Annotated in this window: 20 protein-coding genes and 1 pseudogene; 18 read left to right on the forward strand and 3 right to left on the reverse strand. The window is 65.4% G+C overall.

Going from position 1 to position 24,696, the window contains the following annotated elements; all coding sequences use genetic code 11:
• The first annotated feature begins 7 nt into the window (after positions 1–7).
• On the forward strand, positions 8–1,234 hold the full coding sequence (manA, locus tag BST27_RS00810) for a mannose-6-phosphate isomerase, class I (RefSeq protein WP_069418974.1): 1,227 nt from the start codon (positions 8–10) through the stop codon (positions 1,232–1,234).
• Here manA and BST27_RS00815 read toward each other — a convergent pair.
• Complete coding sequence (locus BST27_RS00815; RefSeq protein ID WP_139804959.1) at positions 1,212–2,612, reverse strand: FAD-dependent oxidoreductase; 1,401 nt, start codon at positions 2,610–2,612, stop codon at positions 1,212–1,214. The two genes, manA and BST27_RS00815, sit on opposite strands and share 23 nt — an antisense overlap.
• Positions 2,613–2,710: 98 nt before the next feature.
• On the opposite strand from BST27_RS00815, the gene BST27_RS00820 reads away from it, so the two are divergent.
• The 11 genes from BST27_RS00820 to BST27_RS00870 all read left to right on the forward strand — a co-directional run bounded on the left by BST27_RS00820 (position 2,711) and on the right by BST27_RS00870 (position 14,146).
• Positions 2,711–4,234, forward strand: coding sequence for an amino acid permease (locus BST27_RS00820; protein WP_069418976.1), 1,524 nt, complete (start codon positions 2,711–2,713; stop codon positions 4,232–4,234).
• A 120-nt stretch (positions 4,235–4,354) separates the two neighbouring features.
• Positions 4,355–5,614: an alkane 1-monooxygenase gene (locus BST27_RS00825; protein ID WP_069418977.1), complete on the forward strand. Its 1,260-nt coding sequence runs from the start codon at positions 4,355–4,357 to the stop codon at positions 5,612–5,614.
• Positions 5,611–5,799: a rubredoxin gene (locus tag BST27_RS00830; protein WP_079219561.1), complete on the forward strand. Its 189-nt coding sequence runs from the start codon at positions 5,611–5,613 to the stop codon at positions 5,797–5,799. Before BST27_RS00825 ends, BST27_RS00830 begins: the two co-directional genes overlap by 4 nt.
• Complete coding sequence (locus BST27_RS00835; RefSeq protein WP_069418978.1) at positions 5,796–5,978, forward strand: rubredoxin; 183 nt, start codon at positions 5,796–5,798, stop codon at positions 5,976–5,978. Before BST27_RS00830 ends, BST27_RS00835 begins: the two co-directional genes overlap by 4 nt.
• A 17-nt stretch (positions 5,979–5,995) precedes the next feature.
• Positions 5,996–6,601 (forward strand): TetR family transcriptional regulator AlkX, encoded by a 606-nt coding sequence (alkX, locus tag BST27_RS00840; protein WP_069418979.1) that lies wholly within the window; start codon positions 5,996–5,998, stop codon positions 6,599–6,601.
• A gap of 136 nt (positions 6,602–6,737) precedes the next feature.
• Positions 6,738–8,216: an adenosylhomocysteinase gene (gene ahcY, locus BST27_RS00845; protein ID WP_069418980.1), complete on the forward strand. Its 1,479-nt coding sequence runs from the start codon at positions 6,738–6,740 to the stop codon at positions 8,214–8,216.
• A 92-nt stretch (positions 8,217–8,308) separates the two neighbouring features.
• Positions 8,309–8,950 carry a dTMP kinase gene (locus BST27_RS00850; protein ID WP_069418981.1) on the forward strand — a complete coding sequence of 214 codons (642 nt, stop codon included), beginning with the start codon at positions 8,309–8,311 and terminating at the stop codon, positions 8,948–8,950.
• Between the two features lie 82 nt (positions 8,951–9,032).
• A complete protein-coding gene (gene mtrA, locus BST27_RS00855) occupies positions 9,033–9,719 on the forward strand; it encodes a two-component system response regulator MtrA (RefSeq protein WP_069418982.1) in 687 nt (228 codons plus the stop codon).
• Positions 9,720–9,756: 37 nt separating this feature from the next.
• A complete protein-coding gene (gene mtrB, locus BST27_RS00860) occupies positions 9,757–11,469 on the forward strand; it encodes an MtrAB system histidine kinase MtrB (RefSeq protein ID WP_069418983.1) in 1,713 nt (570 codons plus the stop codon).
• Positions 11,469–13,235, forward strand: coding sequence for an MtrAB system accessory lipoprotein LpqB (gene lpqB, locus BST27_RS00865; protein WP_170062252.1), 1,767 nt, complete (start codon positions 11,469–11,471; stop codon positions 13,233–13,235). Before mtrB ends, lpqB begins: the two co-directional genes overlap by 1 nt.
• Positions 13,236–13,321: 86 nt before the next feature.
• A complete protein-coding gene (locus BST27_RS00870) occupies positions 13,322–14,146 on the forward strand; it encodes a hypothetical protein (RefSeq protein ID WP_069418985.1) in 825 nt (274 codons plus the stop codon).
• Between the two features lie 915 nt (positions 14,147–15,061).
• On the opposite strand, the gene BST27_RS00880 is transcribed toward BST27_RS00870, so the two are convergent.
• Positions 15,062–15,934, reverse strand: a complete 873-nt coding sequence (locus BST27_RS00880; RefSeq protein ID WP_079219560.1) for a L,D-transpeptidase — start codon at positions 15,932–15,934, stop codon at positions 15,062–15,064.
• Between the two features lie 172 nt (positions 15,935–16,106).
• Between BST27_RS00880 and BST27_RS00885 the strand changes: the two genes are divergently transcribed.
• The 3 genes from BST27_RS00885 (at position 16,107) to secA (ending at position 20,662) form a co-directional block, all read left to right on the forward strand.
• The gene (locus tag BST27_RS00885) at positions 16,107–16,742 is read left to right on the forward strand and encodes a ComF family protein (protein WP_069418986.1); all 636 of its coding nucleotides are present in this window, start codon (positions 16,107–16,109) and stop codon (positions 16,740–16,742) included.
• A gap of 250 nt (positions 16,743–16,992) precedes the next feature.
• Positions 16,993–17,682, forward strand: coding sequence for a ribosome hibernation-promoting factor, HPF/YfiA family (gene hpf / locus BST27_RS00890; protein ID WP_069418987.1), 690 nt, complete (start codon positions 16,993–16,995; stop codon positions 17,680–17,682).
• Between the two features lie 154 nt (positions 17,683–17,836).
• Complete coding sequence (secA, locus tag BST27_RS00895) at positions 17,837–20,662, forward strand: preprotein translocase subunit SecA (protein WP_069418988.1); 2,826 nt, start codon at positions 17,837–17,839, stop codon at positions 20,660–20,662.
• Positions 20,663–20,975: 313 nt separating this feature from the next.
• On the opposite strand, the gene BST27_RS00900 is transcribed toward secA, so the two are convergent.
• Complete coding sequence (locus BST27_RS00900) at positions 20,976–21,182, reverse strand: hypothetical protein (RefSeq protein WP_069418989.1); 207 nt, start codon at positions 21,180–21,182, stop codon at positions 20,976–20,978.
• Between the two features lie 727 nt (positions 21,183–21,909).
• Here BST27_RS00900 and BST27_RS00905 point away from each other — a divergent pair.
• The 3 genes and pseudogenes from BST27_RS00905 to BST27_RS00915 all read left to right on the forward strand — a co-directional run bounded on the left by BST27_RS00905 (position 21,910) and on the right by BST27_RS00915 (position 24,673).
• Positions 21,910–23,511 (forward strand): ABC transporter ATP-binding protein, encoded by a 1,602-nt coding sequence (locus tag BST27_RS00905; RefSeq protein WP_069418990.1) that lies wholly within the window; start codon positions 21,910–21,912, stop codon positions 23,509–23,511.
• A 101-nt stretch (positions 23,512–23,612) separates the two neighbouring features.
• A pseudogene (locus tag BST27_RS00910) lies at positions 23,613–23,824 on the forward strand (hypothetical protein); the annotation flags it as partial.
• Positions 23,825–23,926: 102 nt separating this feature from the next.
• The gene (locus BST27_RS00915; RefSeq protein ID WP_069418992.1) at positions 23,927–24,673 is read left to right on the forward strand and encodes a hypothetical protein; all 747 of its coding nucleotides are present in this window, start codon (positions 23,927–23,929) and stop codon (positions 24,671–24,673) included.
• The last annotated feature ends 23 nt before the right edge of the window (positions 24,674–24,696 follow it).

The raw sequence follows: 24,696 nt of genomic DNA on the forward strand, positions 1-24,696 counted from the left end.
ATAGACAGTGGAATTACTACGCGGCGCGCTACGTACGTACGCCTGGGGATCGCGTACCGCTATCGCAGAGTTCACCGGACGGCCGGTGCCGGCCATTCATCCCGAAGCCGAACTCTGGTTCGGTGCGCACCCGGGTGACCCAGCCTGGTTGGAGACGCCCGAGGGGGAAACCTCGCTGCTGGACGCGCTTGTCGCCGACCCGGAGGGCCAACTCGGTACCACGGCCCGGGCCCGCTTCGGCGATGTGCTTCCGTTCTTGGTGAAGGTGCTGGCTGCCGACGAACCGCTGTCGCTGCAGGCCCATCCGAGCGCCGAGCAGGCGGTCGAGGGTTACCTGCGTGAGGAGCGTCTGGGTATTCCGGTGAACTCGCCTGTGCGCAACTACCGCGACACCAGCCACAAGCCGGAGTTGTTGGTGGCGCTGGAGCCGTTCGAAGCGTTGGCCGGCTTCCGTCAGGCCGCGCGCACCCGAGAGCTGTTGCAGGCGCTGGCCGTTTCCGATCTCGACCCGTTCATCGACCTGCTCACCGACGGCTCCGACGCCGACGGTCTGCGTGCGCTGTTCACCACCTGGATCACCGCTCCGCAGCCGGACATCGACGTGCTGATTCCGGCCGTGTTGGACGGCGCGATTCAGTACGTCAGCTCAGGCGCAACGGAATTCGCGGCCGAGGCCAAGACGGTGCTCGAGCTCGGTGAGCGGTATCCAGGTGACGCCGGCGTACTGGCCGCGCTGCTGCTCAACCGCATCACGCTGGCCCCCGGTGAGGCGATCTTCCTGCCGGCCGGCAACTTGCACACCTATCTGCGCGGGTTTGCAATCGAGGTAATGGCCAACTCCGACAACGTGTTACGCGGCGGACTCACCCCCAAGCACGTCGATGTGCCGGAGTTGTTGCGGGTGCTCGATTTCGCCCCTACCCCCGAGTCGGCGCTCCGGCCACCGGTGCACCGCGAGGGGCTGGCGCTGATCTACGAGACCCCGACCGACGAATTCGCGGTCGCCCTGCTGGAACTCGACGGCGAATCCCTCGGCCACCAGGTCGACGCGTCGGCACGCCACGAGGGGCCGCAGATTCTGTTGTGCGTCGAGGGTTCCACGATCGTGCATGCGAAGTCCGGCTCGCTCACGCTGGAACGCGGTGCGGCGGCGTGGGTGGCGGCCGATGACGGACCCATCCGGTTGACCGCGCACGAACCGGCCAAGTTGTTCAGGGCGACTGTAGGGCTCTGACGCCTCTGGCGGCTCCGCCGCCCCTGCGATGTTCGCGTTGCTCTTGCAACCAAAGCCGCATGTTGTGGACCACCGTGCGTCCGAATATCCGGGCGGGCGGCACCATGTACAGGCTGTCGAGCAGGCTGAACCGACGCAGAAACCATTCGGCGAGAACGGGATCCGCTTCGGCGGCCCCGAGGAACTGATCGAACAGGCTGCCCACAGATCGCCACCAGCGTGGCTCGGGATCGGCCTTGGCGTGGTGGAAGGTGACGTCGCCGATGGCGTTCATCATCCACACCGGGAAAGTGGTTTTGGCGGTGGTTCGGTTGAATTCGCGCGAAAGCTGAGCATCCGAACCCGCAGCCGCGGTGGATTCCAACGCCCGGCGCAAATGACCCGCTTGCAGCGACGTCATCGTCATGCCCTGCCCGAAGGTGGGATTGAAGCTCACGACCGCGTCGCCGAACGGGATGATCCCGGCTGGGAAGCGCTCAAGCTTGTGGTAGCGACGCCACTTGCTGGCCGGGAACGCGTGGAATGCGGGTCCGCCGATCGGTTCGGCGTGGCGGAGGGCCTTGCCGAAGTGGTCCGGCAGCAGCTCGTCGACGAGGGCGAGCATCTCCGGAAACGTCTGCGGCGGTTTGATATTCGCCACACCAAAGGTGGTCAGCAGCCAGGTGCCATCCTCGTAGGACAGCATGCCGATGCCGAGCGACTGGTCATGGGACGCTCCGTTCACCACGACCTTCTCTTGGATCAGCCCGTCGGGCATGCGAAACGCCTGGGAGGCGTACTTGACGCCGATACCCACCGTCGCCTCCTCGGCGGGCTGGTATCCCCATTCCTTGAGCCAGACCGGCAACCGGGTGCCGCGCCCCGCCGCGTCGACCACCAGATCGGCGGCGACGACGTCGGGATCCGCACCGGGTTCGGTCGGATCGATCAGCACGCCGGTCACGCGCTGCCTGGTCGGCTCGTAACGGGGCTCGAAGACCGAGCGCCGCACGATCTCGACGTTGTCGATGTCGAGGACGCGCCGCCGCAGTTGCCACTCCAGATGCGGCCGACTCGGCACATATGCGGTGAACTCGTCGCGCAGGGTGTGCCCGGTGCCCAACACGTGGCCCGCGGCACCCAGGTAGATGCAGTCCGGCCTGTTCTCCAGCTTCGCAACGCCCGCGGCCACCATGTCGTCGAGCAGACCGGGGAAGAGGTTCTCGAACTCTATTGCCCCGCGGGCCATCAGCATGTGCACATGCCGGCCCTGTGGAACTGCGGCGCGATGGCTCGGTTCGTTGGGCAGGTCGTCGCGCTCGAATACCGTCACCCGTGCATAGAAGTCCGACAGCACCCGGGCTGCGGACAATCCCGCAATGCTGGCGCCGATGACCACGGCATGGTCATGCTTGTCCTGTAAGTCCCCCACCATTTCCGGAGGGTACCCAGTAACCTGCGGTTCACAGCGTGGGAAAGACGAATAGGGGTGGGCACATGGCCGGTCGTTTGCGCATGAAGTCCGTTGAGCAATCGATCGCCGACACCGACGAACCTGGCACTCGCCTCCGGAAAGACCTCACCTGGTGGGACCTGGTGGTCTTCGGCGTCTCGGTGGTGATCGGCGCCGGCATCTTCACCGTCACCGCATCGACCACCGGGGATATCACCGGCCCCGCTATCTGGGTCTCGTTCCTCATCGCGGCGGCGACCTGTGCGCTGGCGGCCCTGTGCTACGCCGAATTCGCCTCGACCCTGCCGGTGGCGGGCAGCGCCTACACCTTCTCGTATGCCACCTTCGGCGAGTTCCTGGCCTGGGTGATCGGCTGGAATCTGGTGCTGGAGTTGGCCATCGGCGCCGCCGTCGTCGCCAAGGGGTGGTCGAGCTACCTGGGCACGGTATTCGGATTCGCCGGTGCCACTGCGCATTTCAAATCGTTCAACTTCGCGTGGAACCTCGACTGGGGTGCGCTGTTGATCATCACTCTGGTTGCGGTGCTGCTGGCGTTGGGCACCAAGTTGTCGTCGCGGTTTTCCGCGGTGGTCACCACCATCAAGGTGGCGGTGGTCATCCTGGTCGTGGTCGTGGGCGCGTTCTACATCAAGGCGTCAAACTACCGACCGTTCATTCCCGAACCCGAGTTCGGCGGCAGCGAGGGTGGCGGCCTCGACCAGTCGGTGTTGTCGATGCTGACCGGCGCCGGAAGCAGCCATTACGGCTGGTACGGCGTGTTGGCGGGCGCATCGATCGTGTTCTTCGCGTTCATCGGCTTCGACATCGTGGCCACCATGGCGGAGGAGACCAAAGACCCACAGCGCAACGTGCCCCGCGGCATCCTCGCCTCACTCGGCGTGGTCACCGTGCTGTACGTGGCGGTGTCGGTCGTGCTGTCCGGGATGGTGTCCTACACCCAACTCAAGACCGTCAACGGTCATTCGACCAACCTGGCCACCGCGTTCAAGGCGAACGGCATCGACTGGGCCAGCAACATCATCTCGATCGGCGCGCTGGCCGGGCTGACCACCGTGGTGATGGTGCTGATGCTGGGTCAGTGCCGGGTGCTGTTCGCCATGTCGCGCGACGGTTTGTTGCCGCGCTGGCTGGCCAAGACCGGCAAGCGGGGCACGCCGGTGCGCATCACCGTGCTGGTTGCGGTGGTAATCGCGGCGACGGCGTCGGTGTTCCCCATCGACAAGCTCGAGGAGATGGTCAACGTCGGCACGCTGTTCGCCTTCGTGCTGGTGTCGGCCGGCGTGATCGTGCTGCGCCGGACGAGGCCGGACCTGGAGCGCGGGTTCAAGGCGCCGTGGGTGCCGCTGCTGCCCATCGCCTCGGTGGCCGCCTGCCTGTGGCTGATGCTCAACCTGACCGCTCTGACCTGGGTCCGGTTCGCCATCTGGCTGGTGTTGGGAACCGCGATCTACGCGGGTTACGGGCGCCGGCACTCGGTGCTGGGGCGCCGGAATGCCGCCGCGGGCTCGACAACTTCGACAAAGGTGGACTCGGAGGACACTTCGTAGACACCGAATGAAAATTTGGCTACTTCGTGTACAAAATGCCTTTCCGTGTCTAGACAGGAGACGGGATAGTCGATATTGTCAACCTCCGAGAGTGGTGTGACTCACAAGGAGGTTTGGCATATGACCACACAGTTCAGATCGGACCCGTCGGAATTGCCGGCGGCAGAGTGGCGTGACAAGAAGCGCTACCTATGGCTGATGGGCCTGATCGCCCCCACGGCGTTGTTCGTGATGCTGCCCGTCGTCTGGGGTATCAATCAGCTCGAGTGGCATACCGCGGCGCAGTTGCCGCTGTGGATCGGGCCGTTCCTGGTCTACATCCTGTTGCCGCTGCTTGACCTGCGTTTCGGTCCCGACGGGCAGAACCCGCCCGACGAGGTGATGGAGCGCCTGGAGAACGACAAGTACTACCGCTACTGCACCTACATCTACATCCCGTTCCAGTACGCCAGCGTGATCCTGGGCGCATACCTGTTCACCGCGCCGAACCTCAGCTGGCTGGGCTTTGAGGGCGGTCTGGGCTGGCTGGGCAAGGTCGGTCTGGCGCTCTCGGTCGGCGTGCTCGGTGGCGTCGGCATCAACACCGCCCACGAGATGGGCCACAAGAAGGAGTCGCTGGAGCGCTGGCTGTCCAAGATCACCCTGGCGCAGACCTGCTACGGCCACTTCTACGTCGAGCACAACCGCGGCCACCACGTGCGCGTCTCCACCCCGGAGGACCCCGCGTCAGCCCGTTTCGGCGAGACGTTCTGGGAGTTCCTGCCCCGTACCGTGATCGGCAGCGCGCGGTCCGCGTTCCATCTCGAGGCACAGCGCATCCGTCGGTCTGGCCGCAGCCCGTGGGACCCGCGCACCTACCTGGGCAATGACGTGATCAACGCCCTCGCCATGTCGGTGGTGCTGTGGGGTGTGCTGATCGCCGTGTTCGGCGTCGGCCTGATCCCGTTCATCGTCATCCAGGCGATCTTCGGTTTCTGCCTGCTGGAAGCGGTCAACTACCTCGAGCACTACGGGCTGTTGCGGCAGAAGAACGCCAACGGCCGCTACGAGCGCTGCGCCCCGGTGCACAGCTGGAACTCCGACCACATCGTCACCAACCTGTTCCTGTACCACCTGCAGCGGCACAGCGACCACCACGCCAACCCCACCCGGCGTTACCAGACGCTGCGCAGCATGGAGGGCGCCCCCAACCTGCCCAGTGGGTACGCATCGATGATCTCGCTGACCTACTTCCCGCCGTTGTGGCGCAAGGTGATGGACCACCGGGTGCTCGAGCACTACGACGGCGACATCACCAAGGTCAATGTGCACCCCCGGTTGCGCAAGAAACTGCTGGCCAAGTACGGCGGGCAGGAAGGCGGCCAGGAGGCTGCCGCGTGACCCAGCAGACGAGCAATGCCTATCGGTGCCCCGTCTGCGACTACACCTACGACGAGGCCAAAGGCGATCCGAGAGAAGGTTTTCCAGCCGGCACGGGCTGGGAGGAGATTCCCGAAGACTGGACCTGTCCGGACTGCGCCGTCCGCGAAAAGCCAGATTTCGAAAGGATAGGAGGAAACAAGTGAGTGACTACAAACTCTTCCAATGCGTCCAGTGCGGCTTTGAATACGACGAGGCGCTGGGCTGGCCTGAGGACGGCATACCTCCCGGGACGCGTTGGGCCGACATCCCCGACGACTGGAGCTGCCCGGACTGCGGCGCGGGAAAAGCCGACTTCGTGATGGTGGAGGTGGCACGGAGTTGACCACTATTGTCGCGCCTGTGAAGCGCATTCCCTACGCCGAAGCGTCACGTGCCCTCCTGCGTGACTCGGTCTTGGACGCGATGCGAGATCTGCTTCTCACCCGGGACTGGTCCGCGATCACCTTGTCGGATGTTGCCCGGGCCGCGGGCATCAGCCGGCAGACCATCTACAACGAATTCGGCTCCCGCCAGGGTCTGGCGCAGGGCTACGCCTTGCGCCTGGCCGACCGACTGGTCGACGCGGTCCACGCCTCGCTGGAGGCCAACGTCGGGAACATCTACCAATCGTTCCTGCAGGGTTTCCGCACCTTCTTCACAGAGACGGCGGCGGATCCACTGGTGGTCTCGTTGCTGACCGGCGTCGCCAAGCCCGATCTGCTGCAACTGATCACGACCGACAGCGCGCCGATCATCAACCGCGCTTCGGAGCGGCTTGCGACGGCATTCACCCAAACCTGGGTCGCTACCAGCGACGACGACGCCAACGTGCTGTCGCGGGCGATCGTCCGGATCTCCCTGAGCTATGTGTCGATGCCACCGGAAGCCGACCACGACGTGGCGGCGGACCTGGCCCGTCTGCTCACTCCGTTTGCCGAGCGGCACGGGGTGAACATAGTTCAATAGAAATCGGGACAGTCCCCTGACCAGGGGGCCTACGGCCGGGCGGCTACAGTGGGCGGAGGACCAGACCTCGGCTAAAGTAGCCGCCCGGCCTTTTCATGAGCCCGGAGTGAGCCCCCTTGAGTAAGGAAAACACGCTATGACCACGCTCGAAAATTCGCTGACCGCAGATGTTCGGAATGGCATCGATTTCAAGATTGCCGATCTGTCGTTGGCGGACTTCGGTCGTAAGGAACTGCGGATCGCCGAGCACGAGATGCCGGGGCTGATGTCGCTGCGGCGCGAGTACGCCGACGTGCAGCCGCTGAAGGGCGCCAGGATCTCGGGTTCGCTGCACATGACCGTGCAGACCGCGGTGCTGATCGAGACCCTCGTCGCGCTCGGTGCTGAAGTCAGATGGGCGTCCTGCAACATCTTCTCCACCCAGGACCACGCGGCCGCGGCCGTCGTCGTCGGGCCGTACGGCACCCCCGAGGAGCCCACGGGCGTCCCGGTGTTCGCGTGGAAGGGCGAGACGCTCGAGGAGTACTGGTGGTGCGCCGAGCAGGCGCTCACCTGGCCGGACCCGGACAAGCCGGCCAACATGATCCTGGACGACGGCGGTGACGCCACCATGCTGGTGCTGCGCGGCATGCAGTACGAGAAGGCCGGCGTGGTGCCGCCCGCCGAGGACGACGACCCGGCCGAATGGAAGGTCTTCCTGAACCTGCTGCGCAAGCGCTTCGAGACCGACAAGGGCAAGTGGACCAAGATCGCCGGATCCGTCAAGGGCGTCACCGAGGAGACCACCACCGGCGTGCTGCGGTTGTACCAGTTCGCCGCCGCGGGTGACCTGGCCTTCCCGGCGATCAACGTCAACGACTCGGTCACCAAGTCCAAGTTCGACAACAAGTACGGCACCCGGCACTCGCTGATCGACGGCATCAACCGCGGCACCGACGCGCTGATCGGCGGCAAGAACGTCCTGATCTGCGGTTACGGTGACGTCGGCAAGGGCTGCGCGGAGGCCGCGAAGGGCCAGGGCGCGCGCGTGAGCGTCACCGAGATCGACCCGATCAACGCGTTGCAGGCCCTGATGGAGGGCTTCGACGTGGTGACGGTCGAGGACGCCATCGCCGATGCGGACATCGTGGTGACCGCCACCGGCAACAAGGACATCATCACGCTGGACCACATGAAGGCGATGAAGGACCACGCCATCCTGGGCAACATCGGTCACTTCGACAACGAGATCGACATCGCCGCGCTGGAGCGTTCCGGAGCTACCCGCACCAACATCAAGCCGCAGGTCGACCTGTGGACCTTCTCCGACACCGGCCGTTCGATCATCGTGCTGTCCGAGGGCCGGCTGCTGAATCTGGGCAACGCCACGGGACACCCGTCGTTCGTGATGAGCAACAGCTTCGCCAACCAGACGATCGCGCAGATCGAGTTGTGGACGAAGAACGACGAGTACGACAACGAGGTGTACCGGCTGCCCAAGCACCTCGACGAGAAGGTGGCCCGCATCCACGTCGAGGCGCTCGGCGGCAAGCTGACCAAGCTGACCAAGGACCAGGCCGAATACCTCGGTGTCGACGTCGAGGGTCCGTACAAGCCGGATCACTACCGCTACTGAGCCGGCCTTGCCGCCGAGCGTCACGCCAGCGCGGCGATCGGCGTCGAGTGTCACGCCAGCACGACGCTCGAACCCCTCGATAGGCTCGCCCGGTGCTGATCGCCATCGAAGGAGTCGACGGCTCGGGTAAGCGGACGTTGACCGAGGGGTTGAAGGCCGCCTTCGAGGCGGTCGGCAAGTCGGTTACGACGCTCGCGTTCCCGCGCTACGGCAGGTCCGTGACGGCTGACGTCGCCGCGGAGGCGCTGCATGGTGAGCACGGTGACCTCGCCTCGTCGGTGTATGCGATGGCGATGCTGTTCGCCCTGGACCGGGCCGGCGCGGTCGAAGAGATCGAGCGGCTACAGGGCGACTACGACGTGGTGATCCTGGACCGCTACGTCGCTTCCAACGCCGCCTACAGCGCCGCCCGTCTGCATCAGGACGCGGCCGGGGAGGCGGTGTCGTGGGTGCAGCGGATGGAATATCAACGGCTGGGTCTGCCCGCGCCGGACTGGCAGGTGCTGCTCGCGGTTCCGGTCGAGTTGGCCAAGCAACGCGCGCGCAGCCGCGCCGAAAGCGACCCGGGTCGGGCGCGCGACAGCTATGAGCGCGACGACGGACTGCAACTGCGCACCGGGGAGGTGTACCTGGAACTTGCCGACGCAGGGTGGGGCGGACGGTGGCTGGTGGTCGACGCGGACGTAGATCCGAAGGGTCTGGCGGCCCGATTGGCGGACGATTCGGGCGGTTAGATGCAAATTTGTTATGGATTTGCCCTTATCAACGAAGAAACGCCCACGGGATAGCCCAGGTTTGTCCCGAACTGATGACACCATGGACAGCATGAGGCAAAGGATTTTGGTCGTCGATGACGACGCTTCGCTCGCCGAGATGCTCACCATCGTGCTTCGTGGGGAGGGTTTCGACACTGCGGTCATCGGTGACGGTACCCAGGCCCTGACCGCGGTGCGCGAGTTGCGCCCCGATCTGGTGCTGTTGGATCTGATGTTGCCCGGCATGAACGGCATCGACGTGTGCCGAGTCCTGCGCGCCGATTCCGGTGTGCCCATCGTGATGCTGACCGCCAAGACCGACACCGTGGATGTGGTGCTGGGCCTGGAGTCGGGCGCGGACGACTACATCATGAAGCCGTTCAAGCCGAAGGAGCTGGTTGCCCGGATCCGGGCCCGGCTGCGCCGCAACGACGACGAACCGGCCGAGATGCTGTCGATCGCCGACGTCGACATCGACGTGCCGGCACACAAGGTCACCCGTAATGGCGAGCAGATCTCGCTGACGCCACTCGAGTTCGACCTGCTCGTCGCGTTGGCGCGCAAACCGCGCCAGGTGTTTACTCGTGATGTGCTGCTCGAACAGGTGTGGGGATACCGGCACCCGGCGGACACCCGCCTGGTGAACGTGCACGTCCAGCGTCTGCGGGCCAAGGTCGAGAAAGACCCCGAGAACCCGACTGTGGTTCTGACCGTTCGAGGAGTGGGATACAAGGCCGGACCTCCGTGATCTCCGCGGTTTCCGGCGTTAGTGCAGAAAGGCGCCGGTGATCTGGGGCTCGCGGCGACGAACACGCAGTCGTTGGGGGCGTTCCGGGCCCATGACGCGGGGTCTGGGTGCGTTAAGTCGCATCGTTAGTGTCGCGTGGCGCCGCTCGCTGCAATTGCGAGTCGTGGCGTTAACCCTCGGGATGTCGTTGGCGGTCATCCTTGCCCTCGGCTTCGTGCTGACCAGCCAGGTCACCAACCGGGTGCTCGACGTGAAAGTGCGGGCCGCGATCGACCAGATCGAGCGGGCGCGCAACACCGTCAGCGGCATCGTCAACGGTGAAGAAACCCGCTCGCTGGACAGCAGCCTGCAGCTCGCGCGCAACACCCTGACGTCCAAAACCGATCCCGCCTCCGGTGCCGGCTTGGCCGGTGCGTTCGACGCGGTGCTGATGGTGCCGGGTGACGGACCTCGCGCGGCGTCCAGCGCCGGGCCGGTCGACCAGGTCCCCAATGCGCTGCGCGGGTTCGTCAAGGCCGGGCAGGCCGCCTATCAGTACGCGACGGTGGAAACCGAGGGCTTCTCCGGGCCCGCGCTGATCGTCGGCAGCCCGACGTCGTCGCAGGTGGCCAACCTGGAGCTGTACCTGATCTTCCCGCTGGCCAACGAACAGGCCACCATCACGCTGGTGCGCGGCACGATGGCCACCGGCGGTCTGGTGTTGCTGGTGCTGCTGGCCGGTATCGCGCTGCTGGTGTCGCGTCAGGTGGTGAACCCGGTGCGCTCGGCGTCGCGGATCGCCGAGCGGTTCGCCGAGGGGCATCTGTCCGAGCGCATGCCGGTGCGCGGTGAAGACGACATGGCACGCCTCGCGGTGTCGTTCAACGACATGGCCGAGAGCCTGTCGCGGCAGATCACCCAGCTCGAGGAGTTCGGTAACCTGCAGCGCCGCTTCACCTCCGACGTCAGCCACGAACTGCGCACGCCGTTGACCACGGTGCGCATGGCAGCCGACCTGATCTATGACCACAGCGCCGACCTGGACCCGGCGCTACGTCGCTCCACCGAGTTGATGGTCAACGAGCTCGACCGGTTTGAGACGCTGCTCAACGACCTGCTGGAGATCTCCCGGCACGACGCCGGTGTGGCCGAATTGTCGGTCGAGGCAGTCGATTTGCGCACCACCGTCAAGAGCGCGCTGGGCAATGTGGGCCACCTGGCCGAGGACGCCAAGATCGAGTTGCAGGTCTTCATGCCCGAGGAAGAGGTGATCGCAGAGGTCGATCCGCGGCGGGTCGAGCGCATTCTGCGCAACCTGATCGCTAATGCCATCGACCATGCCGAGCACAAGCCGGTGCAGATCCGGATGGCTTACGACGAGGACACCGTCGCCGTCACCGTGCGCGACTTCGGCGTCGGGCTGCGGCCCGGCGAGGAAAAACTGGTATTCAGCCGATTCTGGCGTTCGGACCCGTCGCGGGTGCGTCGCTCCGGGGGCACCGGGCTGGGCCTGGCGATCAGTGTCGAGGACGCGCGGTTGCACCAGGGCCGGCTGGAGGCCTGGGGCGAGCCCGGCGAGGGCGCCTGCTTCCGGCTCACGCTGCCCCTGGTGCGCGGCCACAAGGTGACCACCAGCCCGTTGCCCATGAAACCGGTCCCAACACCCCCGCCGTCGGGTCCCCAGCAGGTGGTCTCGCCGTCGTCGCAACCCAGCGTGCAGGACCATGCGGAGCGTCAACGCCAGCGCGAGCACGCCGACTGGAGAGGATGATGACACGGCTACGGGCCATCTTGGCGTTGATGTCGACGGTGCTGCTGCTCGCCGGTTGTGCCAGCGTGCCCAGCGCGTCGGCCCCGCAAGCCATTGGCACCGTGGAGCGGCCCGCGCCGTCAAACCTGCCCAAGCCGACCCCCGGCATGGATCCCGATGTGCTGCTGCGCGAGTTCCTCAAAGCCACCGCCGACCCGGCCAACCGCCACCTCGCGGCACGCCAGTTCCTCACCCAGAAGGCCTCCAATTCCTGGGACGACGGCGGTAGCGCACTGCTGATCGACCACGTCGTGTTCGTCGAAACCCGTGGCGCGGAAAAGGTTACGGCGAACATGCGGGCGGACATCCTGGGCTCGCTGTCCGACATGGGGGTGTTCGAGACGGCCGAAGGTCAATTGCCGGACCCGGGACCGATCGAGTTGGTCAAGACCTCGGGCGGCTGGCGCATCGACCGCCTGCCCAACGGCGTCTTCCTGGACTGGCAGCAGTTCCAGGCCACCTACAAGCGCAACACCCTGTACTTCGCCGATCCCACCGGCAAGACCGTGGTGCCCGATCCGCGCTACGTCGCGGTGTCCGATCACGACCAGCTGGCCACCGAACTCGTCTCCAAATTGCTGGCCGGGCAACGTCCCGAGATGGCGCACACGGTGCGCAATCTGTTGTCGCCGCCGCTGCGGCTGCGGGGTCCGGTGACTCGGGCCGACGGGGGTAAGAGTGGCATTGGCAAGGGGTACGGCGGCGCGCGCATCGAACTCGAGAAGCTGACCACCACCGACCCCCACAGCAGGCAACTCCTTGCCGCACAGATCATTTGGACGTTGGCCCGGGCCGATATCAGGGGACCGTACGTCATCAACGCCGACGGCGCCCCGCTTGACGACAGGTTCGCACAGGGATGGAACACGTCCGACGTCGCGGCCACCGACCCCGGCGTTGCGGACGGCGCGGGAGCCGGGGTGCACGCGCTGGTCGGCGGGTCGCTGGTCGGCCTGGACGGGCAGCACATCGCCCCCGTGCCGGGAGCGTTTGGGCACATGGGAGACCAGACCGCCGCGGCACTGTCACGCAGCGGGCGGCAGGTGGCGTCGGTGGTGACGCTGCGCCGCGGCGCCCCGGACATGGCGGCGTCGTTGTGGATCGGCGACCTGGGCGGCGAGGCGGTGCAATCCGCCGACGGACACAATCTGTCGCGGCCCAGTTGGTCACTGGACGACGCGGTGTGGGTTGTCGTCGACACGAACAACGTGCTGCGCGCGATCCAGGAACCCGCATCGGGACAGCCCGCCCGGATCCCGGTGGATTCCACCGCGGTGACGGCCCGTTTCCCGGGAGCGATCAGCGAGCTGCAGCTGTCGCGCGACGGGACGCGTGCTGCGATGGTGATCGAGGGCCAGGTGATCCTCGCGGGGGTGGAGCAGACTCAGGCCGGCCAGTTCGCCTTGACCTATCCGCGCCGGCTGGGATTCGGGCTGGGAACATCGGTGGTGTCGCTGTACTGGCGGACCGGCGACGACATCGTGGTGACGCGAAACGATGCCACCCATCCGGTGTCCTACGTCAACCTCGACGGGGTCAATTCCGACGCTCCGTCGCGTAATCTGCAGATTCCGTTGTTCGCGATCGCGGCCAATCCGTCGACGGTGTATGTCGCGGGACCCCAAGGCGTGCTGATGTATTCGGCGTCGGCGGCCGAGGGCCAGCAGGGCTGGTTGGAGGTACCCGGGCTCATGGTGCCCGGAGCCGCGCCCGTGTTGCCGGGATAGCGCGGCGGGGTCACGCAGCGGATCACCGAACTTCCTGTTGCGAGCCGGCAGCGCCGGGCTACCCTCGCATTAAGGAGGCGCTTGGCATGTCGCCGAAGGTTCCCCGGCTGCGGTGGGATGACCCGTTGCGCGCGTTGGAATTTCTCGGGTCCTTGTGGTCGTCGAGCGGTTTGCAGTCGGTGAGCGACGGCGCCGCGCAGGCCGCCAAGGTTCCTTACCGCACGCTGTTCGTCACGCTGCAGCAGTTGCTCATCGGCACCGAAGTCACGGTCCGAATGGGCGACCGCGACGTGCAGCTGACGGTAACGGAGTTGACCTCGGAGCTGGACCCACAAGGTTTGGCCGTCGGTCAGCTCGGCGAGGTGCGAGTGGCGGCGTGCAACATCAGATGGGACAACCACCATCTGCAGCGTGCCGTCGCGGTGTTGCACAACGTCCACATTCGCCCGGGCATGCCACCGGTGGTGGTCGCGGCGCCGGTGGAACTGTCGTCGGCGGTGCCTGCCGCTACCTTCGAAGGAGCACTGCGGGTCGCGGCGCCGCATTTGCGGGGGGAGTTACGCGAGGACGGAACCGCACGCCTGCGCTGGGCCCGTCAACCCCGTTGGGGCGGCGTGGAAGTGGACGTCGACGTGGTGGGGAACAACTTGTGGTTGCGGCCGGTGGCGGTGGTCGTCGGGAAGCGGAACTGGACGTTGCCGGCCCGGTTGCCGGCCTACCAGGTGCCACTGCCTGAACTACCGCACGGCCTACTGATCACCGACGTCAGCCTCGGGTTGGACACCTTGCAGGTTTCCGGCGTTCTGCCGGAGTGGCGAACCGAGTTTCCGCTCAAGCACCTGGAAAACCTCATCACCCGGTTGAGCCAGGGCGCGCTCAGCTTCACTTGGCCGTCGTCACTCTGGGGCTAGTGGCGTTCTGGGGCTTGGGCGCGGGCGTTGGCGCGGGTTTTGAGTCTGCGTCCTGGGCGGGGAAGTGCGAGTAGCCCCCGCCCTGAGCGCAGTGTGAACGTTCGCGGGGGTCCGTTGGGTTTTGAGTCTGCGTCCTGGGCGGGGAAGTGCGAGTGGCCCCCGCCCTGAGCGCAGTGTCAACGTTCGCGGCGGTCGGCAGGGCACCGCAAGGGGCCAGAAAGCCCGTCAAGTCACCGTTCGACAACTCTGCAGTCACGACGTGGCAGGCACACAGTATCGGTTCTGCAACCAATTTCCGCTGGTCTAGAAAGGGATTCGGGTGCAGCGATACCGTTCCGCTTAACGAATGAATCGCGAAGGCGAGTGGATGAAGGAGCGGGCGTTGAAGATCTCGGATCGACGCAGCATTGGGTTGATAGTGGGCACTGGGTTGTGCGGCGCTGTGATGGCATGCGCTCCGTTGGCGACAGCTGCTCCGATGCCAACCGGTGGTCCGACGTGTGCATACGGCGCCGTAGGCCCGGCCATGGGGGCCGCGGGCCCACTCGGCGCTGCCGCAGCACCAGTGGTGCTGCCCGGGCCGGTGCCGGTGGTGCCTGTTGCGCCTGTACCGCCTGTGCCGGTCGTGCCGCCGGTGCCTGTTGTACCGGTCGCGCCGGCGGGCGCTGGGGCCGCTGGGGCCGGGGCCGCACCTGTTGGCGCGCCGATCACGGCTGCGGGTGGCAGTGGCAAGGGTGCGCCGACTAGTGGGCCGTCACTAGCCAGCGACCCGGTCGTGCTGCCAGGCCCGCCGCCCGAGGCGACGCCGCCCATTCCGGCCGTCTTGGCAGGAGCTTCGGGGGCGATGCCGGGCTGCGTCGGTGCCCCCGCGCCGCTGGCGCCGCACTAAGCAGCAAGGCACTAAGCAGCGAGGCGCTAAGCAACGGGGTCGGCTTTCTTGACTGGGTCCGCTTCCTTGATCGACTGATCGGTGGGAACTCCTTCCTTGACGATGATCGGGTCGCCGATGTTGACGGTGTCGAAATACCACTCGGCATCGGCGATGCCCAGGCTGATGCAGCCGTGGCTGACGTTCTCCGAACCCAGTGATCGGACTGCCCAAGGAGCCGAGTGCACGTAGAGCCCGCCATTGCTGAAACGGACCGCGTAGTCGACGTTGATTCGATAACCGTCAGGGTCGTTGACGGGGATGCCGACGGTGCTCGAATCCATGACCACCGAACGGTCCTTGGCCAGCACCCGGTACGTGCCCACCGGGGTCGGGAATTCCGGCCTCCCCATGGACGCCGGCATCACCCCGGACTCGCCGAAGTGCGGACGATGGTGTGGTGCCGGCAGGGGAGGAGGTGGTTGAGAGTCGTCTCCGTCGATGGTGACGGTGAACGTGTGATTTGAGATGTCTGCGACGCCAACGACTTTCGGGCCCGTCTTGAAGTCGGTGCGCATCCCGCCGACCGACAGTGCCACCGCACGGTGCGCTGGCCAGTAGCGGTTGGGCACCCACTGCACTACGTTGTTGTCGAGCCACTCGTAGCTGCCGGTCATCGCCGGGACGGAGTGGATGGCCAGTGAGCGCTCGGCCGCCTGGCGATTGGCGACGGAGCCGGAAAAGGTCACGATGACGGGATGGGCGACACCCACTACCGCGCCGCGCGCGGGTGCAACCGTGGCGATGGCCGGGTAGTCAGTCGCTGTACGAGACGCCGCCAGCACGACGTCGGCCCGGTCTGCGATCAGTGCTGACGCGACGCCGACCACGACTACTAGAGATCGAATCGTCGCCCGCATGACTTCCTCAACACCCTTTCAGTTCGTGATTTGACCGCGTCGATGGTTGAGCGTACGGGGGGTATCACGAATGAATGTCCAAGCGGGCCTTGGCATGTCGGTCAAGTTTTGGTCACGAGTCGGTCGCTGTTGATTGCGGTCAGGTGTCAGCCCGGCACACCAGAATGGCCATGTGCTCGATCTGATCCTGCCTTTGGAGTGCGGCGGCTGCGGCCTGCCGGGAACGCAATGGTGTGCGGCATGCGCCGCTGAACTCGTCGTCAGACCCGATCAGCCGCATCTGGTGAGCCCGCGAGCCGATCCGCAGGTGCCGGTGTTCGCGCTCGGCCGCTACGTGGGTGCCCGACGCCAGGCCCTGCTGGCGATGAAGGATCACGGGCGCGGTGACCTCGTGGCGCCGATGGCGCGTGCGCTGGCCGTCGGTGTGCACCGGCTGTTGTGCTGGGGCATGGTCGAGACCCCACTCACAATGGTCCCGGCACCGACTCGGCGATCGGCGGCCCGGCGGCGTGGCGGTGATCCCGTCACCAGGATGGCCGAGGCCGCCGTGGCCGGCTGCCCGGACATCGCCGTGGTCCGGGCATTGCGGATGAAGGCATTCGCGCGCGACTCCGTCGGGCTTGGCACCTCGGATCGCGAACGCAATATCGCGAACCGGGTTGTGCTGCGCACGAAACAGCGACCGCGCGACGAGGTCGTACTCGTCGACGACATCGTCACCACCGGCGCCACCGCGCGCGAATCAGTTCGGGTTCTGCTCAACGCCGGCGTGCGCGTCGCGGCGGTGCTGACCATCGCGGCGGCATGAAAGACATGAGTACGTGAAGAACCAGAAACACGTTGCCGATTTTGGTGGCACGGTCGGGCAAACTAGGGCTAACGTCGTGGAAAAGTGGCACCCGCAGCAGGAGGTGAGAATTCGACATCTTTGCTCCGGCGGGCAGCCTGCGGCGGTGGCCATCTTCAAACCGCAATCCGCTACACCCTCGTCGGAGCGTTTAACGAATTGCCCCGCACGCAGGGCGCGTGCGCACGAGAAAAGAAACGAGTTGTCACGTATGTCAAGATCTACCGCGGACTCCACTGAGGTTCTGGACACGGCTGACGAAGAAGCTCAACCGTTGTCACAGGCCGAGATCGTCTTCAAGGGCCGCAACGTCGAGATCCCCGACCACTTCCGCATCTACGTTTCGCAAAAGCTCGCCCGCTGCGAGCGATTTGACAAGACCATTTACTTGTTCGACGTCGAGCTCAACCACGAACGCAACCGTCGCCAACGCAAGTCGTGCCAGCGTGTGGAGATCACCGCTCGCGGGCGTGGGCCCGTCGTCCGGGGTGAGGCCTGCGCCGACAGCTTCTACGCCGCCCTCGAGGCGGCGGTCGACAAACTAGAGAATCGACTGCGCCGCGGCAAAGACCGCCGCAAAGTGCACTACGGCGACAAGACCCCGGTGTCGGTGGCCGAGGCCACCGCCTCGATACCCCCAGAGGTGGCGGAGAAGGCTTTCAACGGCACAGTCACCGAGACACACGAGCACGCAACCGAGGAATTCGTCGACGACCACGAGCCCGGCCGGATCGTTCGGGTCAAGGAGCACCCCGCCAAGGCGATGTCGGTCGACGACGCGCTATACGAGATGGAGCTCGTTGGTCACGACTTCTTTCTGTTCCTGGACAAGGAAACCGAGCGGGCGACCGTCGTCTACCGACGACACGGCTACGACTACGGCTTAATCCGACTGGCCTGATCCGCTCCGTCCTGACGATCAGGGGCCTTCGCCGCTTCGTCGCCTACGACAGAGGGCGCGACCCGCTGCGCCCGGCTTCGCCGCGCTGGCGATCGCGCCTACGATGGGGGTCGCTCACTAAAGAAGAAGACTCCTACCCATAAGGGATTTAGCTGTGCTGTCGAAGTTGCTGCGCCTTGGTGAAGGTCGCATGGTCAAGCGCCTCAGGAAGGTGGCCGACTACGTCAACACGTTGTCTGACGATGTCGAAAAGCTCACCGACGCTGAGCTGAGGGCCAAGACCGACGAGTTCAAGAAGCGCCTAGCCGACGGCGAGGAGCTTGAAGACCTGCTGCCGGAGGCGTTCGCGGTCGCCCGTGAGGCCGCCTGGCGGGTGCTTGACCAGCGGCCTTTCGATGTGCAGGTGATGGGTGCGGCGGCGCTGCACCTGGGCAATGTCGCCGAGATGAAGACCGGCGAGGGTAAGACACTGACCTGTGTGCTGCCCGCCTACCTCAATGCGCTGGCCGGCAAGGGCGTGCACGTCGTCACGGTCAACGACTACCTGGCCAAACGTGACAGCGAGTGGATGGGCCGCGTGCACCGCTTCCTCGGCCTGGAAGTGGGCGTCATCCTGGCACAGATGACGCCTGACCAGCGTCGCATCGCTTACAACGCCGACATCACCTATGGCACCAACAACGAGTTCGGCTTCGACTACCTGCGCGACAACATGGCGCATTCGCTAGACGACCTGGTGCAGCGCGGGCACAACTACGCGATCGTCGACGAGGTCGACTCGATCCTGATCGACGAAGCGCGGACCCCGCTGATCATCTCCGGCCCCGCCGACGGGGCATCGAACTGGTACACCGAGTTCGCCCGGATCGCGCCGCTGATGGAGAAGGACGTCCATTACGAGGTTGACCTGCGCAAACGCACGGTCGGCGTGCACGAGAAGGGCGTGGAGTTCGTCGAAGACCAGCTCGGCATCGACAACCTCTACGAGGCGGCCAACTCGCCGCTGGTCAGTTACCTCAACAACGCGCTGAAGGCCAAGGAGCTGTTCCACCGCGACAAGGACTACATCGTCCGCGATGGCGAGGTCCTCATCGTCGACGAGTTCACCGGTCGCGTGCTGATCGGTCGCCGCTACAACGAAGGCATGCACCAGGCCATCGAGGCCAAGGAACACGTCGAGATCAAGGCCGAGAACCAGACACTGGCCACCATCACGCTGCAGAACTACTTCCGCCTCTACGACAAGCTGGCCGGCATGACCGGTACGGCCCAGACCGAGGCGGCCGAGCTGCACGAGATCTACAAGCTGGGCGTGGTCAGCATCCCGACCAACAAGCCGATGATCCGCACCGACCACTCCGACCTGATCTACAAGACCGAGGAAGCCAAGTACATCGCGGTGGTCGACGACGTCGCCGAGCGCTACGAGAAGGGCCAGCCGGTCCTGATCGGCACCACCAGCGTGGACCGCTCGGAGTACCTGTCGCGCCAGTTCACCAAGCGGCGCATCCCGCACAACGTGCTCAACGCCAAGTACCACGAGCAAGAGGCCGGCATCATCGCCGTGGCGGGCCGCCGCGGCGCCGTCACTGTTGCGACCAACATGGCGGGCCGCGGCACCGACATCGTGCTGGGCGGCAACATCGACTTCCTTACCGACAAGCGGCTGCGCGAGCGCGGCCTGGATCCGGTGGAGACGCCCGAAGAATACGAACAGGCCTGGCACGAGGAGTTGCCGAAGGTCAAAGAGGAAGCCAGCAATGAGGCCGAGGAGGTCATCGAGGCCGGCGGTCTGTATGTGCTGGGTACCGAGCGGCACGAGTCGCGGCGCATCGACAACCAGCTGCGCGGTCGTTCCGGCCGGCAAGGTGACCCGGGGGAGTCGCGCTTCTACCTGTCGCTGGGCGACGAGCTCATGCGCCGCTTCAATGGCGCCGCGCTCGAGTCGCTGCTGACCCGGTTGAACCTGCCCGATGACGTGCCGATCGAAGCCAAGATGGTCACTCGGGCGATCAAGAGCGCCCAGACCCAGGTCGAGCAGCAGAACTTCGAGGTCAGAAAGAACGTCCTCAAGTACGACGAGGTGATGAACCAGCAGCGCAAGGTTGTCTACGCCGAGCGTCGCCGGATCCTGGAGGGCGAGAACCTCAAGGAACAGGCGCTCGACATGGTTCGCGACGTCATCACGGCGTATGTCGACGGGGCGACGGCCGAGGGGTATGCCGAGGATTGGGATCTGGAAGCGCTGTGGACGGCGCTCAAGACGCTGTATCCGGTCGGGATTTCCCATGAGGAACTGACCCACCGCGACGCCGACTCCGATCGCGACGACCTCACCCGGGATGAGTTGCTCGCGGCGCTGATCAAGGACGCCGAACGCGCGTACGCCGCGCGAGAAGCCGAACTCGAGGAGATCGCCGGCGAGGGTGCGATGCGCCAGCTGGAGCGCAACGTGCTGCTCAACGTGATCGACCGCAAGTGGCGTGAGCACCTCTACGAGATGGACTACCTCAAGGAGGGCATCGGGCTGCGGGCGATGGCGCAGCGCGACCCGTTGGTCGAGTACCAGCGCGAGGGCTACGACATGTTCATGGCGATGCTCGAGGGGATGAAGGAGGAATCCGTCGGCTTCCTGTTCAACGTCACGGTGGAAGCGGTTCCGCCCCCACAGGTGGAGGTCGCTCCCGTCGAGACTCCCGAAGGCCTTGCTGAATTGGCCGGGGAGGGTGCTCCCAAGGAGGAGACACCGCCGCGCGAAGAGGCTAAGACGTTGCGCGCCAAAGGAATTGACGATACCGAATCACCGGCTCTCACTTATTCCGGCCCGTCCGAGGACGGCTCGGCGCAGGTGCAGCGCAACGGCGGGGGAGCCGCCTCACGTGCCGGTGCACCGGCCGGGGGCAGTCGCCGCGAGCGGCGGGCGGCCGCACGGCAGCAGGGCCGTGGCCCCAAGCCACCGAAATCGGCGAAGAAGCGCTAAGTTGCGGCCGTTGACCGCTCAAATAGCTGAGTGTTTACGTCCACGGAGTTGGATGCCGGTCTCCGGTTGGTGAGAACGCTGCGGACGCCTATCAGAAAGCGCTTGGCGTACAGGACAACGTCGTTGTCGAGGCCCGCGCCTGCAGAGTGCCCAACGTGAGCGTTGGTCCTCCTTATCGCGATCCCGATTGGGCGACTCGCGACGCCGAGCGGTAGCGAAAGCGATGCTCGTAGTTGTCAGACCGTGATCGCTTGTGACCGTGCTGATTTGGGCCTGGTCTCCCCCAACCGTCATGTATTCTCAGTTCCCTGCCTCATTTGATGGGCAAGATCGTGTATGTAACGGCCGGTCTGTAGAAGCTTTGTTGACATTCCTTTGGCCACTCGGCTACCGGTGGAGCCGTCACAATGCCGTCGATCAGCATGTCCCGCTTCTCGTCGTCTTTGGTGTTCTCGGCCGTCAGGGCAAGCAGCGCTTGAAACGCAGCGTCAATGGGCTCAACAACATCATCGGATTCCACAGAGCGACACCCTAGACACGGGTACCGACATTCGCGGCGACGGCGTTGAGGGGTGCCCGGCTAGGTGTCTGCCGGGCTGGGCTGCAGGACAGTGTTGTTGGGCGTCATACGAGCTCTCGAGGGTTGGGCGGATTAGTCGGCCAATAGGGATAGCAGACGCAAGGACGCTCTTGATGATGACAATCCATTGCGCGGTTCATGACGGCCTGATCTACGCGGTGAATGGTACGGGCGCTGGCAAAGTCGTTCTGTCTGGTCACAAGTGCTGAGCGAAGTGAACGTAGACGCGAGATCGATGCCACACGCCTGGTCTCTTCGCGACGCTAGCCCCGTACACAGCTTCAACCGTCCATCGATCCATCACAGGAAAGGCCTCAGGAACCAGACAACACGATGTTGCGAAAGTCGCTCGATGTAGCAGTCGTACCCACGTCGGTGACGCTACTCAACCCAAACGACAGCTGAGGGCGATCCGCCCGCACAACATCTTGTCCCAAAAACAGAGGCTTTGGCTTAGGGTTACTCAATCAATCTCTGCCGGAAGGGATGACGTGGAAGGGACGCCATTCGGGCAGCATAAGTTAGCCGGTTCCCCCTCGTCCCGTGTTAGACGCGAAGTTTGGCGTCGATAACCGGATGCAAAACAGCCTCGCCGCGATCGATCGTGGCCTCATTTGAGGCAACCGCCCCATGCCGGCGGCTCCCGCGTTGACCCATGATCTGCGCCATGACCATGCGATTAGATGCCATCGACGTGAGCCAGCGGGCCGGCGCACGACAGATCCTGCAGAAGCTGTCACTGTCCATCGAGCCCGGCGAACTGGTCGCCATCGCAGGCGGCAGCGGTGCGGGCAAAACCACGCTGTTGAAAATCCTTGCGGGATTGCAGCCTCCGTCGGGCGGCGAGGTTTCACACCACCTGGCCGGCCGACGCGGCATCGGCTACGTGCCCCAGGACGACATCATTCACCTCGAAATGCCGCTGCGCCGCACGCTGCGCTACGCGGCTCGGCTTCGCCTGCCGGAAGGCACCTCGGTAGCTGAGGCGGACCGGGTCGTCGAGGAGACGATGAAAGATTTGGACCTGGCCGACCGAGCCGAGGTGCCGGTTCGTTCGCTGTCCGGCGGCCAGCGCAAGCGGGCCAGCATCGCCGTCGAATTGCTCACCCGTCCAAGCCTTTTCTTCCTCGACGAACCGACGTCCGGGCTCGATCCCGCTACTGCGGCCGACGTGATGCGATTGCTGCGGGGCCTGAGCGAGCGCGGCGTGACGGTCGTGCTCACGACGCATGAGCCGGCCGGCATCGACCGGTGCGACCGGGTGATCTTCCTGGCTCGCGACGGTCGACTCGCATTCAGCGGCAGCCCGGTCGATGCGCGGCGCTATTTTGGGGTGAACGACCTGACCGAGGTCTACGACATACTTGCCGACAGCCATCCTCCTGCGACGTGGGCGCCGCGCCTCCCGGCCCGGCCCGGGCCTGTTCCGACACCTGCGCCAGATATCAAGGGACCGAACCTTTTTCGGCAGTGGTGGCTGTTGACGCGCCGCAATGTCGATGTGCTGGGTCGCAACCGGCTGACACTGGCGGTGCTGCTCGGTTCACCGGTCCTGGTCACGGCGATGATGGCGACGCTGTTTCGCCGCGGCGCCTTCGAAGCGGGTGGCGGCGACGTGGGCCCGGCCCAGATCGTCTTCTGGATCGCGTTCGACGGCTTCTTCTTCGGCCTGACCTACGGGTTGCTGCAAATAGTCGGGGAGATCGAAGTGTTCCGGCGAGAACGCGTCGCCGGGCTCAGCGTGGGCGCCTATGTTGCCTCGAAGGTCGCCGCCCTGCTTCCGGTGCTGGCCGTGGTGAGTGCGGTGCTGCTGCTAGTGCTGCGGGGTCTGGGCCGGCTGCCTGCCGTCGGTTGGCACGTCTACGCGTGGATGTTTCTGACGATGCTCGTCGAGGCGACCTCAGCGCTGGCCCTGGGTCTGCTGGCTTCCGCCGCTGTGCACAACGCGGCTCAGGCCGCCCTGGCGCTGCCAATGCTGTGCTTCCCGCAGGTGTTGTTCGGCGGCGCCATTGTGCCCGTTGACAAGATGGCGGCTCCGGGACGGTTGCTGAGTCTCGGCCTGTCCAACCGGCACGCATTCCAAGCGCTGGGGCGTGATCTGCACCTCGCCCGCTTCACGAACACGCTGCCGGCGATGTCGGCCTACCGTGAGACGTTCAGCGGTGGCACCGGTGGGAGTCTCATCGCGCTCGGTTCGTTTGCCGTTGCGCTCACCCTGGCCACCGCGTGGGTGCTGGACCGGCGGTCCGCCGTCATGTCGCCCGGCTGAGCCGCCCCCGGCCGTCCGTTTCCAGCGCTGCAGTGCCGCGGAGCTGTTTGAACTAGGGTGCTTCCGAGGAGACGACACCGCCGGGGGAAGAGGTTCTGATGTTGCGCACCAGGGGAATTGACGACGACGAATCGCCTGCCCTCACCTATTCCGGCCCGTCCGAAGACGGTTGGGCGCAGGTGCAGCGCAACGGCGGGACGGCCACGAAGACTCCGGTCGGTGTGCCCGCCGGGGGCAGTCGCCGCGAGCGGCGGGCGGCCGCCGGCAGCAAGGCCGTGGCCCCAAGCCACCGAAGTCGGTGAAGAAGCGCTAGAAACGCCAGTATCGCGCCGGGAGAAATGCCGGGAAAAATGCCGGGGGAGATGAGGCAGCCGCCTCATGCGGCCGACCACCTGCCCAACGCACCATTTCCCCCATGAACACACCGGCAACCCCCCTCGAGGCCGTCACGGCCGTCCTGCAAAACCCCACCCTGCCCGCGGGTGATGACGAGCGGTTCGTCGGCTACGGCGTCATGGGCTTGCCGTTCGCCAACGGGCACTACCTCGCACTGCGGCACTTTCCGAAGGCCTCCTTCGCGCCCGCGTACAAGTCGGTCTGGCACCGCAGTCCAGACGGCATCTGGACGTTCTACGCCACCACGCCGGGTGCGCAAAGCTGCGCGCGCTACTTCAGTTCGGCGACGCCAAAAGACGCGGTCCAGTGCGACATCGAGGTCGAGTGGGTCAGTCCATGGTTGGTCTTCGTCAGGGTCGAAGGGCTGCTCGATTGGCAGATCGATATCCGGTCGACCTTGTCGACGCGCCTGATGACGGCGGTGGGTGGCCGGTTGCCCGCCGGAACCTGGACCAATCGTGTGGCTCTCGGTCTGTTGAGCGGCGCGGCCGGCCTGACGTTGCACGCCGGGCAACTGCGGCTCGCCGGCACCGCGCCCAACGGCCAGCGATTCATGATCGCTCCCCGACAGATGTGGGAGGTGGCCCACTCCCGCGCAATTGTGCGCGGCCGGGATCTCGGTCCGGTAGGTCCGCTGCCCAACCAAGCCAAACTCGCGAGCTTCAGGCCCCCACAACGCGGCCTGTTCGTGGTGGGGTCAGGGCATTTCGAGAACTTCGACGCGGATCGTCACGATGCCGTCGGTCGCACGATCGCAATCGACTGAACTAAACCGCCATGACTGTGCAC

This window comes from Mycobacterium intermedium (genome assembly GCF_002086275.1).
Lineage (GTDB): Bacteria > Actinomycetota > Actinomycetes > Mycobacteriales > Mycobacteriaceae > Mycobacterium > Mycobacterium intermedium.

Bases quoted from the DNA above. Each gene is read 5' to 3' on its own strand.
- BST27_RS00820 (WP_069418976.1), top strand. From the start codon at position 2,711: ATGGCCGGTCGTTTGCGCATGAAGTCCGTTGAGCAATCGATCGCCGAC.
- BST27_RS00825 (WP_069418977.1), top strand. From the start codon at position 4,355: ATGACCACACAGTTCAGATCGGACCCGTCGGAATTGCCGGCGGCAGAG.
- ahcY (WP_069418980.1), top strand. From the start codon at position 6,738: ATGACCACGCTCGAAAATTCGCTGACCGCAGATGTTCGGAATGGCATC.
- mtrA (WP_069418982.1), top strand. From the start codon at position 9,033: ATGGACAGCATGAGGCAAAGGATTTTGGTCGTCGATGACGACGCTTCG.
- lpqB (WP_170062252.1), top strand. From the start codon at position 11,469: ATGACACGGCTACGGGCCATCTTGGCGTTGATGTCGACGGTGCTGCTG.
- BST27_RS00870 (WP_069418985.1), top strand. From the start codon at position 13,322: ATGTCGCCGAAGGTTCCCCGGCTGCGGTGGGATGACCCGTTGCGCGCG.
- BST27_RS00880 (WP_079219560.1), bottom strand. From the start codon at position 15,934: ATGCGGGCGACGATTCGATCTCTAGTAGTCGTGGTCGGCGTCGCGTCA.
- hpf (WP_069418987.1), top strand. From the start codon at position 16,993: ATGTCAAGATCTACCGCGGACTCCACTGAGGTTCTGGACACGGCTGAC.
- BST27_RS00905 (WP_069418990.1), top strand. From the start codon at position 21,910: ATGACCATGCGATTAGATGCCATCGACGTGAGCCAGCGGGCCGGCGCA.
- BST27_RS00915 (WP_069418992.1), top strand. From the start codon at position 23,927: ATGAACACACCGGCAACCCCCCTCGAGGCCGTCACGGCCGTCCTGCAA.